Here is a 12826-nt window from a genome sequence, read left to right on the forward strand (position 1 = left end):
TGCCAAAGCAGATTTCAAAAGGTGATCCATGCGCGACCTTCCCTTTCCCGTTCGTGACGCAAACGCAGTCGGCGGTGCCGACAATCTTGGCAACCTGCCGGAATGGGATCTCAGCGACCTTTACGCGTCTCAGGACGCGCCGGAACTGGACCGAGACCTGGGCTGGCTGGAAACTGAATGCGCGGCCTTTGCAACCGATTACCAGGGCAAGCTGTCCGGTCTGGACGCCGATGCCCTGCTGGCCTGTGTGCAGCGCAACGAAAAGATCAACGCGGTGGCTGGCCGGGTCATGTCCTTTGCCGGGTTGCGATATTATCAGCTGACCACCGATGCGGATCGCGCCAAGTTCCTGTCGGACATGCAGGAAAAGATCACCGTTTTCACCACGCCGCTGGTCTTTTTCACGCTCGAAATCAACCGCATCGAAGATGACGCCCTAAACGCGCATTTCGCGGCCAGTTCCGACCTGGCCCGATATGAACCGGTGTTCCGCCGCATTCGCGCGATGAAACCCTATCAACTGTCTGACGAGCTTGAGAAATTCCTGCACGATCTTGGCGTTGTCGGTGACGCATGGGAACGGCTGTTCGACGAAACCATCGCCGGGCTGACCTTTACCGTTGATGGCCAAGAACTGAATATCGAAGGCACGCTGAACCTGTTGACCGAGCAGGACCGCGCCAAGCGCGAGGCCGCGGCGCGCGAACTGGCCACCGTGTTTCAGGACAATATCAAAACCTTCGCACGCGTTCACAACACTCAGGCCAAGGAAAAGGAAATCGTCGACCGCTGGCGCAATATGCCGACCGCCCAAACCGGGCGTCACCTGTCGAACGACGTCGAACCCGAAGTGGTCGAGGCCCTGCGTGAGGCGGTCGTTGCCGCCTATCCCAAGCTGAGCCATCGGTATTATGAGCTGAAACGCAAATGGCTGGGTCTGGACGTGATGCAGGTCTGGGACCGCAACGCGCCTCTGCCGATGGAAGACACGCGTATCGTCGGCTGGGATGAGGCCGAACAGACCGTGATGGACGCCTATAATGCCTTCGATCCGCGCATGGGCGAGATCGCCGCGCCGTTCTTCACGAAAGGCTGGATCGATGCGGCTGTGAAACCCGGCAAGGCGCCGGGTGCTTTTGCCCACCCGACCGTGACCGACGTGCACCCCTATGTGATGCTCAACTACTTGGGCAAACCGCGTGACGTGATGACATTGGCGCATGAGCTTGGTCACGGCGTGCATCAGGTTCTGGCCGCCGACCAGGGCGAGATGCTGTCGTCGACCCCGCTGACGCTGGCCGAGACCGCCAGCGTGTTTGGCGAGATGCTGACCTTCCGCAAGATGCTGGACAAGGCGGAAACCCCGGAACAGCGCAAGGTGCTGCTGGCGGGCAAGGTCGAGGACATGATCAACACGGTCGTCCGTCAGATCGCGTTTTACGATTTCGAATGCAAGCTGCACGCCGCACGCCGCGAGGGCGAATTGACGCCGGATGACATCAACGCCCTTTGGATGAGCGTTCAGGCCGAAAGCCTTGGCCCGGCATTTGAATTCATGGACGGGTACGAGACCTTCTGGGCCTATATCCCGCATTTTGTCCATTCACCTTTCTATGTCTATGCCTACGCATTTGGCGACGGGTTGGTGAATGCGCTGTACTCGGTCTACGCAAGCGGCGCCGACGGGTTCGAGGACAAGTATTTCGAAATGCTGCGCGCCGGTGGTTCGAAACATCACAAGGACTTGCTTGCCCCCTTTGGCCTTGACGCCAGCGACCCCGCGTTCTGGGACAAGGGCCTGTCGATGATCTCGGGCTTCATTGACGAATTGGAGGCAATGGAGGGCTAAGGCCACTTCGTATGGGCGCGCTTGGCCGTTTTGCGGACCAGGCCGCCTTGTGCGCCTGCGCGCCATTGCTGTCGCGGCACCTCCGTGCAGGTACCACACTTTGTTCGCCGTGTTGCAGACCTTGGCGTCTGTTCGGATTTTCAACGAGATCCAATTGCTCAAGACCTCAATTAGACCGGGAAGGCCGCGACTTCCTTGATGGTGCCGTAGGCAAATCGCGTATCGATTGACGCGAGGCCGCCAATGCGTTGCAATCGCTCGCGAACGAAATGCTCATAACGTTCAAGGTCGGCGACCACGACGCGCAACTGATAGTCTGCCTGTCCGGCCATGACATGACAGTCCAGCACCTCGTCCATTCGCATCACTTCCCCTTCGAACCGGTTCACAGTGTCTTCATCGTGGCGCTCAAGCCTGATGTTGACGAAGGCTGTGACCGCCAGGCCATAGGCCTTGGCATCGACCCTGGCGCTGTAGCCCCGAATGATTCCGGCCTTTTCCAGCGCTTTTACCCGGCGCAGGCACGGCGAAGGTGACAGGCTGACGGCATCGGCCAAATCCTGGTTCGTGATCCGGCCGTTCTTTTGCAGCGCCCGAATGATCTGGCGATCTTTTTGATCAATTTTTGTCATTCTTAGCAGTATCTGCCAAATCTGCGTCACATCAAGGCACAATTTGCAATTTTTACACGGGTCGATTTGTTAGTTTGGCCCAAACAGAAGGAACGCCTCAGATGACCCAAGGATTTGCCACACGCGCCATTCACACCGGGTACGACCCCAAGGACAACGATGGAGCCCTGACGCCGCCCCTGCACCTGGCGTCAACCTTCGCGTTTGAAAGTGCCGAAGCCGGAGGCGAGATTTTTGCAGGCGAGCGCGAGGGCTACTTCTATTCGCGTATTTCGAACCCGACCCTTGACCTGCTTGAGCAACGCATTGCTTCGCTTGAGGGCGCCGAGGCCGGGCTTGCGCTTGCCTCGGGCATGGGGGCCATCACCGCAACGCTTTGGACGTTGCTCAGCCCCGGGGATGAGTTGATCGTCGACAAGACGCTGTATGGCTGCACTTTTGCCTTTATGAACCACGGGCTGGCGAAGTTCGGGATCACGGTCACACATGTGGACCTGACCGATCCATCCAACCTCGTCGCTGCGATCAGCGAAAAGACAAAGGTCGTCTATTTCGAAACACCCGCCAACCCCAACATGCGGCTGGTGGACATCGCCAGCGTGGCCGAGATTGGCCATGCCAGCGGCGCCACGGTCATCGTCGACAACACCTATGCAACGCCCTATATCACGCGCCCCCTGGAACACGGCGCGGATCTGGTTCTGCATTCAGCGACCAAATACCTGGGCGGCCATGGCGATCTGGTCGCCGGGCTTGTCGTGGGCAAGGCGGAACAGATTGCACAGATCCGGCTTGTTGGAATGAAGGATATGACCGGCGCTGTCATGGCCCCTTTCAATGCGCTGTTGGTGCAACGAGGGCTGAAGTCGCTGGCGCTGCGGATGGAGCGGCACGCGGCCACGGCAGAGCAGGTTGCGCACTGGCTGGAAAGCCACCCGGATGTCAGCGCCATCAGCTACCCGGGCCTGCGTTCTTGCGCGCAATATGATCTGGCGCAGCGCCAGATGGCCTTGCCCGGCGGGATGATTGCCTTTGAGATGGCCGGTGGCCTGTCAGCCGGGCGCGATCTGATGAACCGCCTGTCGCTGATCCAGTGCGCGGTCTCGCTGGGGGATGCAGAAACGCTGATCCAGCATCCGGCCGCCATGACCCATTCGACTTACGCACCCGAAGAGCGCGAGGCCCATGGCATCAGTGACGGGTTGGTGCGGCTTTCTATCGGCTTGGAAGACGCCGAAGATATCCTTAGCGATCTTGACCAGGCCCTGTCATCGCCATGTGTCGCTGTGGCGGGCTGATTCTGTCCTTTGTTCCGATCATCAAGTAAGACGCACGTGCGGGAGGAAATCACATGACATATCACATCGGCATCGGCCCAAACCTGCGCAAATCTGCCTATTTCGAGGCAACCCTGCGCGATGGCATACGCAGCTTTTCGGTCTACAACCACATGCTGATCCCGGGCGATTTCGGCGATCCGCAGGCGGAATATGACCGGCTCATCAACGGTGTCGCCATGTGGGACGTGGCGGCGCAGCGGCAGGTGGAACTGCGCGGCCCCGATGCGGGCAAGCTGGCACAGTATTTGACCCCTCGCAACCTGAGCAAGACCAGGATCGGACAGGGGCGCTATGTGCCGCTGTGCGATCACGATGGCTGGCTGATCAATGATCCGGTCCTGCTGAAACTGGCCGATGACCGCTATTGGCTCTCGGTTGCGGACAGCGACATCCACCTTTGGGCGGCTGCAATCGGGCACGAACGTGGGTGGGATGTCGAGGTGAGCGAACCTGACGTTTCGCCACTGGCGATTCAAGGGCCGAAGGCCGAGGATGTGACGGCGGCGCTCTTTGGCGATCATATCCGCGACTTCAAGTATTTTGGCTTTGCCCAGACCGAGTTGGACGGCATTCCGCTGGTCCTGGCGCGCTCGGGCTGGTCCAAGCAGGGCGGGTTCGAACTTTATCTTCAGGACGGCAGCCGGGGCGTTGATCTGTGGGACAAAGTCAAGGCAGCGGGTGCGGCATTCGACATTGGCCCCGGGGCGCCCAATGATACCGAGCGGCTTGAAAGCGGCTTGATCTCTTATGGCGCCGATATGCGCCTTCAAACCCATCGGGCCAACCCGTTCGAAATGGGGATGGGCGGTCTGGTTGATCTGGCAGGCGGGTATGAGTTTGTTGGCAAGGCGGCGCTTGCGCGGATCGCGCAGGAAGGTGCGACACGCACCCGCGTCGGCCTGATCATTGACGGGCAACCGGCGACGCCGGGTCATCAGGTGCCACTGCGCCTGAACGGGACGGATGTGGGATTTGTCAGCGAGTTCGCCCATTCTGAACGGCTGGGCAAAACCATCGGCGTGGGTCTAATGCGTGCCGACCTTGCGGGCACCGACCAGCCTCTGCGCGTCGTGGTCGGACCGATGGAACACGCGGCCCGCGTGACCGACATACCCTTTACTTGATCCAGCAGGGCTGAGCCGATGACGCATATCCACGCGAAACACCTCAAGACCGTTGAACAACGCCTGCTGTGGCTCAGCCATTGGATGATCCACAACGCCAATCACATCCGCCCCAAGGCGGACGGGATCAAAGTGGGCGGACACCAGGCCAGTTCTGCCTCGATGGTTTCGATCATGACGGCGCTTTATTTCTCGGCGCTGCGGCCCGAGGACCGTGTGGCGGTCAAGCCCCATGCCAGCCCGGTTTTTCATGCAATCCAATACCTTATGGGCAACATGGATCGCGCGCGCATGGAGAATTTCAGGGGGTTTGGCGGCGTGCAAAGCTATCCCAGCCGGACCAAGGACGTGGATGACGTGGACTTTTCAACCGGTTCTGTCGGGCTGGGAGTCGCGATCACGTCATTGGCGTCGCTCGTGCAGGATTTCATCACCGCAAAGGATTGGGGGCGCGATGTCGCACAAGGCCGCATGGTCGCGCTTGTGGGCGATGCGGAACTGGACGAGGGCAACATCTATGAGGCCCTGCAGGAAGGCTGGAAGAATGATCTGCGCAATTGCTGGTGGATTATCGATTTTAACCGCCAATCGCTTGATGGGATTGTGCGCGAAGGGCTTTTTGAGCGCGTCGAGAAGATCTTTGATGCTTTTGGCTGGCAAGTGCTGCGCGTCAAGTACGGTGTCTTGCAGCAGGCGGCGTTCAAGGAACCCGGCGGCGAAGCCCTGCGCAACTGGATCGATGAGTGCCCAAACCAGATTTACTCGGCGCTGACCTATCAAGGCGGCGCGGTCTGGCGGCAACGTCTGATGGATGATCTGGGCGACCAGGGGCCGGTGGCCGCCCTTCTGGATGCAAGAAGCGACGACGAGCTTGCCGCGTTGATGGAGAATTTGGGCGGCAACTGTGTAGAGACCATGGCCAAGACATTTGCCGGCATCGACCACGACGATCCCGTCTGTTTTCTGGCCTATACCGTCAAAGGGTGGGGCACGCCGATCGCGGGCCACAAGGATAACCACGGCGGTCTCATGACAAACGCGCAGATGGCTGAATGGCAGGCGCAGATGGGGGTGCCCGATGGCCAGGAATGGGAGCCTTTCGCCGCTACGCCGGACCCGGCGGGACTGAAGACGTTTCTGGACGCTGCCCCCTTCTTTGCCAAGGGCACCCGCAGGCATGGCGATGCCAAGCTGCCGGTCCCACAGATCGAGATCGCCGCAGATCGAGAGATTTCGACCCAAATGGCGTTTGGCAAGATTTTGGATAGTCTGGCCAAAGATGGCGGGCCGCTGGCAGAGCGGATCCTGACGACATCGCCGGATGTGACCGGCACCACAAGCCTTGGGCCCTGGGTCAATCGCCGCAAGCTCTTTGCGCGCACAGAACAGGCCGATGCATTTATCGAACAGCGCATCCCCTCGACCGCAAAGTGGAATTTCGCGCCAGAGGGCCAGCACCTTGAACTCGGCATTGCCGAGATGAACCTCTTCCTCCTGCTGGGGGCTGCGGGCCTGTCCCATTCGCTGTTTGGCAAACGGATCATTCCCATTGGAACGGTCTATGATCCCTTTGTGCACCGGGGCCTCGATGCCCTGAACTACGCCTGTTATCAGGATGCGCGGTTCATGATCGTGGGCACCCCTTCGGGCGTCACGCTGGCCCCCGAAGGCGGGGCGCATCAATCCATCGGCACCGCCCTGACAGGTATGGCACAGGATGGTTTGGCCAGCTTTGAGCCCGCCTTTGCGGATGAGTTGGCCGTGATCATGGAATGGGCGTTCGACTATTTGCAGCGCGACGGGGACGGTGACCCGGATGAACGCACATGGCTGCGTGATGAAACCGGCGGCTCGGTCTATTTGCGGCTGACCACCGCCCCGCTTGAACAACCGGGCAAGCGCGCGGATGAAGCTTTCCGTCAGGGGTCTGTCGATGGCGCCTATTGGTTGCGCAAGCCCGGGCCCAATTGCGACGTGGTGATCGCCTATCAGGGCGCGGTTGCGCAAGAAGCCATCGCAGCCGCCGGACAATTGGCCGAGGCGCGGCGGGACGTTGGCGTTCTGGCTGTAACCTCTGCCGACCGGTTGAATGCAGGTTGGACGGCCGCGCAGCGCAGCCGGGCGCGCGGACAAGCGCACGCACGGTCCCATATCGAAAACCTTCTGGGTGCCTTGCCCAACTCCTGTTCGATTGTCACCGTGATGGACGGGCACCCGGCGGCACTTGGGTGGCTTGGCTCGGTTGCAGGCCACCGCGCGATTTCGCTTGGGGTCGAGCATTTTGGGCAAACGGGCTCGATCCAGCACCTCTATCACCACTATGGTATAGACCGGCCAGGGATCCTTACGGCGGTTGATGGACTGACGGCTGGCAAGCGCATACCCTTCCCACGCGCGGTCTGAAAGACGTAAACCCGCGCGGCGATGCTCGGTCACACATTTGCCCCGATGGGCAGACAAACAAGCGGTGATATTGAATGGTAAAACTAAGAGATGTCATCACGGCAGACGCCGACCAGATCGCGCAGATCGTCAATCAGACGTTGTCCGACCCGCACATCACTTGGCGAGACAAGCCGGTTGACACATCTGACGTGCTGTCCTGGATCAAGCCGGGCCCAAGTCAGAAAGAGCTGTTTCGGGTCGCCGAAACCGATGGCCGCGTCATGGGCTATGCGACCCTTGGGGCGTTCAAACCTGAACCGGGGTACGAGCGCACCAAAGAATTGTCGATCTATATCTCGGCCAGCGCGCGCGGGGCCGGTTTGGGAAAGGCCCTTTTGGGCGATGTTCTGGACCACCGACAGCAGCACCACCAAATTATTTCTGCAATTGATGCCAGCAACGAAGGCTCGCTCAAATTGCACGATGGTTTCGGGTTCGAGCGCGTCGGCACTCTTCCGGGTGCCGGTTTTGTCGCTGGCGCGCATCGCGATTTGATTCTGATGATGTATCGGGCGACGTCCAACTAGGATCGCGTCTTCCATTTATCATCAGCGAAGACAGCGGTTGTTCCAGCAACACGTCATTTCTGTTGCGGCTTGCATGAATGACCGGTTTTCCCGCCTCACAGAGCATTCTGCCGTTGCCGAGATTTCGCGCGGCGCGCGCTGCGCTGAAACCAACCTCACAAGATGGGCGCAAGGCGGGTATTGCCACGATCACTTTAGCTGACTGTCCTTTGACCCGCGCCGGTTGATCCCGCCGCGGGTCTTGAAGGCGCTGTCACGGTCCTGCTGACAGTCAAGGCACAGCTTGACCCCCGGCAACGCCAAACGGCGTTTTTCGGGGATAGGCTCCTCGCACTCGGCACAATGGGTCAGGCTTTCACCCACGGGGCGCTTTTGCGCTTGCATCCGCGCCAGCTCGTCGGAAATCGACGCCTCGATCTGTTCACTTACCGCGCCGTCGCGGGACCAGCCACCAGCCATGTGAAACCTCCTGAACAGGTGCCGGACACATTACCCAAGCCCCCCGAAACCCGGCACGTCAAAGGGGCGTTGCGCCGGAAAAGACGCGGTCGATCATACCCTGCGTTCCGCGCGAAAATTCCAGCGGACAAGGGTATTCGACCCCGTCGCGCACCGACCGGCAGAACGCCTCGACCTGTAGCTTGTACTGATCATCCGCCGGAAAGCGGGTGACCTGCACCTCAAGCCCGGGGCGGTGCAATTCGACCCGCGCTTCGCCAAAGACGCGGGCGTTGAACGGGGCGGTCAGACGGATCAGCCCCCCCTCGCCGTGAAACACCGTCTCTTGGTGGGGATGCATGCGGATCGACACATAGCTTGAATAGGTAAACCCGGGAAACTGCGCACGAATTTCGGTGAAAACATCGATATCGTCCTGCCACCGAATGGCCGAGTTGACCGAGACCGGTTCCTGCCCGGTTGCAAAACGCGCGCTGCCGATCACGTAGACCCCGATATCGCGCAGCCCTCCCCCGCCGGTTTCGGCCCGGTTGCGGATATTCCCGGTATCCGCCCGGTTGTCAAAGCTGAACGCCCCAGAGACATGGACCAGCTTGCCAATCGCGCCATCGTCTATCAGCTTGCGCGTATATTGCCACTGGGGGTGATGCACGATCATATAGGCCTCGGCCGCCAGCAGCCCGGTCTGGTCGCGTTTGGCGATCAGCGCGTCGAACTCTTGCACCTGCATCGTCATGGGCTTTTCGCACAAAACATGCTTGCCCGCATCCATGGCCTTCACACTCCATTCAACATGCAGGTGGTTGGGCAGCGGTATGTATACCGCGTCAATCTGCGGGTCGGCCAGCAAGGCGTCGTAGCTGTCATAGACCGTCAGGTCCGGGCAGAAACTTTGAAAGGGCTGCGCCTTGGACGGGTCTGATGTGGCCAAGCCGGCCAGACGGGCACCGTCGGCTGCATGGATTGCCGGGGCCATGAATTGGCGCGCGAAATTTGCCGCGCCCAGTACGCCCCATTGAACTGGCCCTGTCATGGTCTCTCCTCGCCTGTACAGACATCCCCAAGAACTCTGGCAGAGTGTAATGGGCTTTTGCGCGCGCTCAAGGAAACATTACTGACAGATACAAATAAACCCGGCCGGGCGTTCCCGGGCCGGGTTTGTTTTGGAGTTCGAAATGGCGACAGGCGTCAGCTTGCGCCCAGCATTCCCTTTTCGCGGGCAAGTTCACGCATCTTCTTTTGCAGCTTTTCGAACGCGCGCACCTCGATCTGGCGGATACGTTCGCGGCTGACGTTGTACTGCGTGCTCAGCTCTTCCAGCGTTACGGCCTGATCCATCAGGCGGCGCTGGGTCAGAATGTCCTTTTCGCGGTCATTCAGCACGTCCAGCGCGGCCGCCAGCAATTCGCGGCGGGCATCCAGCTCGTCCCGCGCCTCGTAATCACCGGCCTGGTCGGCATCTTCGTCTTCCAGCCAATCCTGCCATTGCATCGTGCCTTCGCCTTCGGACCCGACCGTCGCGTTCAGCGAGGCATCCCCACCGGACATGCGGCGGTTCATGCTGATCACTTCCGCTTCGGTCACACCCAGGTCATTCGCGATCTGGGCCACGTTTTCAGGTCGCAAGTCACCCTCTTCAAGGGCGCCGATACGGGCCTTGGCCTTGCGCAGGTTGAAAAATAGTTTCTTCTGCGCCGATGTCGTGCCCAGTTTCACCAGCGACCAGGACCGCAGGATATATTCCTGAATCGAGGCGCGTATCCACCACATCGCATAGGTCGCCAGCCGGAAACCCTTTTCCGGGTCAAAGCGTTTGACAGCCTGCATCAGGCCCACATTGGCCTCGGAAATCACCTCGGCCTGAGGCAGGCCATAGCCGCGATATCCCATCGCGATCTTTGCAGCCAGCCGCAGGTGCGAGGTCACCATCTTGTGCGCGGCCTCGGTATCCTGCTTTTCGACCCAACGCTTGGCCAGCATGTATTCCTCTTCCGGTTCCAGCAGCGGAAATTTGCGGATTTCCTGCATGTACCGGTTCAGCCCACCTTCTGGTGTCGGCGCGGGGAGATTTGAATAATTTGCCATATTTCATGTCCCTCGGACAAATGTTTAAGCCCTTAACATCGATATGGGCACGCAACCCTGATCCTTCAAGGGATGTTCTTATCAATCTGAAATTAACGTTCCCTAAAGAAAAGATAAGAAACCGTTTCTCACAGACCTTTGTGCAAAATTACACAGGTCGACCCAGGGCTTGGACCAGCCCGGCCATATCTTCGGGCAAAGCGGCCTCGAACCGCATCATCTTGCCATCGACAGGATGTTCAAACCCCAGGACCGCTGCATGCAGGGCCTGCCGGTTGAAATCCTGTACCTTTTGCGCGGTTTCGGGGCTGAACGCGCGGGCCGCCAGCTTGCGGCGGCCGCCATAGACGGGGTCTCCGATCAGACCGTGCCCGGCATGGGCCATGTGGACCCTGATCTGGTGCGTGCGACCGGTTTCCAACCAGCATTCGACAAGGGCCAGAACCCCCGGTGACCCAAACGCCTGAACGACACGGGCGCGGGTGACGGCATGGCGACCGCCATGAAAGACAACGGCCTGTTTCTGCCTGTCGGTCTTGTGACGCGCCAATTGCGTGGTCAGTCGCATGATATTTCCGGGCTCAAAACTGACGCCCTTTACCCCTCGAAGACGGGGATCGTTCGCATCCGGCACACCATAGCAAATCGCGCGATAGTAACGCTCGACCGTGTGCGCCTCGAACTGGGCGGCCAACCCGTGATGGGCGGCGTCAGACTTGGCCACCACCAAAAGACCGCTGGTTTCCTTGTCGATGCGGTGCACGATGCCGGGCCGTTTTACCCCGCCCACGCCAGACAGATCATCGCCACAGTGATGCAGCAATGCATTCACCAAAGTACCGTTCGGTGACCCCGGTGCCGGATGAACGACCATGCCGGCCGGTTTGTTGATGACGATCAGGTCGGCATCCTCGAACACAACCTCAAGCGGGATGTCTTCGGGGCCGATATGGCTGTCTTCGGCCTCGGACACGGTAATGGTCACTGCCGCGCCTTCGGCCACCTTGGCCTTGGCATCCCGCGCCTCGGCCCCGTCGACCTGTACGGCGCCCTCGTCGATCAACCTGGCCAGCCGCGTGCGCGACAGGTTTTCGCTGGCTGGCACATCCCGCGAAAGCGCCTTATCAAGGCGGGGCGGCGGAGAAGCCGCAATGCGAAACTCTATCTGGCGGGTGCCCATGACTGTCCCTTCCGAACCCCACGAACCGCAAGAGACGCCGCAACTCAGGTTGCTTCGGCGCATGGTCATGCTGTTGACCGCGGTGATGATTGGCGGGGTTTTATTGACATTCGCCCTGATTGTCATCCGCCTTTCGGACCGCACCCCCACCCTGCCCGATCAGATCGAGCTGCCCGACGGAGCGCGCGCGCAGGCGCTGACCATCGGCGCCAACTGGTACGCAGTCGTCACCGACGACAACCGCATTCTGATCTTTGACAAGACGACGGGAAAGCTGCGGCAGGATATCGCCCTGGACTGAGCACGCCACGGGCAACGCCCACAGCCAATCAACAGGTAACCGCTGTCTCAGACCGGGGCGGCGGCGGGGTCGATACCGTGCTTTTCGGCCAATTGCCCGATCATGCAGTCAGGGGGGGCGATACCCTCGAAACGCTGTTGCAGGAAGGGCCGCATCCGACGCCCGTAAAAGTGGATGGAAACCGTGTCGGGTTGAATGAACTTCTGCGCATTGGCGCCAGGCCGCGCCATGGCCCGCCGGTTCTTGTAGGGAATCGGGTACAGAACGTGCGGCTGCATGGCGTGATGCGCTTCGCCGTTGCGCTCCAACAGCCAGGTCAGGGCGCTGGGCCCCCAGACACCCCAGGGCATCTCGCCCACATGTTTGGGGTCTCCCGCGTTCTTGGCCTCGATCAGTTCTTTCTGGTGTCTTTCGGGCAGCCAGGGCGGAATGGCATAGGGGTCTTCGGTATACTCGATCAGGTCTTTGAGCGTCTGGCTGTCAGGGGGCAGCTTCATGACTCCGTTGGCGATCTCTGTCCCTGTAATCCACCCATAGAAATGGCCGTCAACCGGTTGAAACGGTTTCAGACAATAAGCATCCGTATCCGCCCAGATCAAATCCGGCTGCTGGGCCAGCATGCGGTATCGGAACTTGTCGGAATGCGGCGCAGGGCTGCCGGTGCGCGTGTGAATTACGAAATCTTCGTCCGGCAGGATATCGCGAGCATCCTGAACCTCGACCCCGTCGGGAATATTCGTTACGTCGCCATAGACGTATAGGCGGACGTCCTGCTGTGCGTCGAGAAACGACACCATGCACAATTGCTCGAGAAAACTAAGCGGGCCATCAACCCAGAGCATGCCGATCTTGTATTCGCTGGGCATTCGCGTGACCTCGTTCAA

Annotated in this window: 12 protein-coding genes; 6 read left to right on the forward strand and 6 right to left on the reverse strand. The window is 60.0% G+C overall.

Features of this window, described 5'->3' with window-relative positions; translation table 11 throughout:
- Window positions 1–28: 28 nt before the first annotated feature.
- Window positions 29–1849 (forward strand): M3 family oligoendopeptidase, encoded by a 1821-nt coding sequence (locus ACXAG8_RS04995; protein ID WP_475222651.1) that lies wholly within the window; start codon window positions 29–31, stop codon window positions 1847–1849.
- A gap of 170 nt (window positions 1850–2019) precedes the next feature.
- Here the strand turns inward: ACXAG8_RS04995 and ACXAG8_RS05000 are convergent, their stop codons facing one another.
- Window positions 2020–2472, reverse strand: coding sequence for an Lrp/AsnC family transcriptional regulator (locus ACXAG8_RS05000; protein ID WP_475223106.1), 453 nt, complete (start codon window positions 2470–2472; stop codon window positions 2020–2022).
- Window positions 2473–2582: 110 nt separating this feature from the next.
- Here ACXAG8_RS05000 and ACXAG8_RS05005 point away from each other — a divergent pair, with 110 nt between their 5' ends.
- The 4 genes from ACXAG8_RS05005 (at window position 2583) to ACXAG8_RS05020 (ending at window position 7917) form a co-directional block, all read left to right on the forward strand.
- The gene (locus ACXAG8_RS05005) at window positions 2583–3779 is read left to right on the forward strand and encodes a methionine gamma-lyase (RefSeq protein WP_475222652.1); all 1197 of its coding nucleotides are present in this window, start codon (window positions 2583–2585) and stop codon (window positions 3777–3779) included.
- A gap of 53 nt (window positions 3780–3832) precedes the next feature.
- Window positions 3833–4945, forward strand: a complete 1113-nt coding sequence (locus tag ACXAG8_RS05010) for a glycine cleavage T C-terminal barrel domain-containing protein (RefSeq protein ID WP_475222653.1) — start codon at window positions 3833–3835, stop codon at window positions 4943–4945.
- An 18-nt stretch (window positions 4946–4963) separates the two neighbouring features.
- Entirely contained in the window at window positions 4964–7348 is a 2385-nt protein-coding gene (locus ACXAG8_RS05015) for a transketolase-like TK C-terminal-containing protein (RefSeq protein WP_475222654.1), read from the forward strand.
- 74 nt (window positions 7349–7422) lie between these two features.
- Complete coding sequence (locus tag ACXAG8_RS05020; protein ID WP_475222655.1) at window positions 7423–7917, forward strand: N-acetyltransferase family protein; 495 nt, start codon at window positions 7423–7425, stop codon at window positions 7915–7917.
- 189 nt (window positions 7918–8106) lie between these two features.
- Here ACXAG8_RS05020 and ACXAG8_RS05025 read toward each other — a convergent pair whose 3' ends face one another.
- The 4 genes from ACXAG8_RS05025 to ACXAG8_RS05040 all read right to left on the reverse strand — a co-directional run bounded on the left by ACXAG8_RS05025 (window position 8107) and on the right by ACXAG8_RS05040 (window position 11641).
- Entirely contained in the window at window positions 8107–8376 is a 270-nt protein-coding gene (locus tag ACXAG8_RS05025) for a DksA/TraR family C4-type zinc finger protein (RefSeq protein WP_475222656.1), read from the reverse strand.
- Window positions 8377–8434: 58 nt separating this feature from the next.
- A complete protein-coding gene (locus ACXAG8_RS05030; protein WP_475222657.1) occupies window positions 8435–9409 on the reverse strand; it encodes a Gfo/Idh/MocA family protein in 975 nt (324 codons plus the stop codon).
- A gap of 155 nt (window positions 9410–9564) precedes the next feature.
- Complete coding sequence (rpoH, locus tag ACXAG8_RS05035; protein WP_475222658.1) at window positions 9565–10461, reverse strand: RNA polymerase sigma factor RpoH; 897 nt, start codon at window positions 10459–10461, stop codon at window positions 9565–9567.
- A 148-nt stretch (window positions 10462–10609) separates the two neighbouring features.
- Window positions 10610–11641, reverse strand: coding sequence for an RluA family pseudouridine synthase (locus ACXAG8_RS05040; protein WP_475222659.1), 1032 nt, complete (start codon window positions 11639–11641; stop codon window positions 10610–10612).
- Between ACXAG8_RS05040 and ACXAG8_RS05045 the strand changes: the two genes are divergently transcribed.
- A complete protein-coding gene (locus ACXAG8_RS05045; RefSeq protein ID WP_475222660.1) occupies window positions 11640–11942 on the forward strand; it encodes a DUF6476 family protein in 303 nt (100 codons plus the stop codon). The genes ACXAG8_RS05040 and ACXAG8_RS05045 overlap by 2 nt on opposite strands.
- A gap of 47 nt (window positions 11943–11989) precedes the next feature.
- On the opposite strand, the gene ACXAG8_RS05050 is transcribed toward ACXAG8_RS05045, so the two are convergent.
- Complete coding sequence (locus ACXAG8_RS05050; protein WP_475222661.1) at window positions 11990–12808, reverse strand: hypothetical protein; 819 nt, start codon at window positions 12806–12808, stop codon at window positions 11990–11992.
- Window positions 12809–12826: the final 18 nt, after the last annotated feature.

This window comes from Ruegeria sp. ABD4_443 (assembly GCF_056160865.1).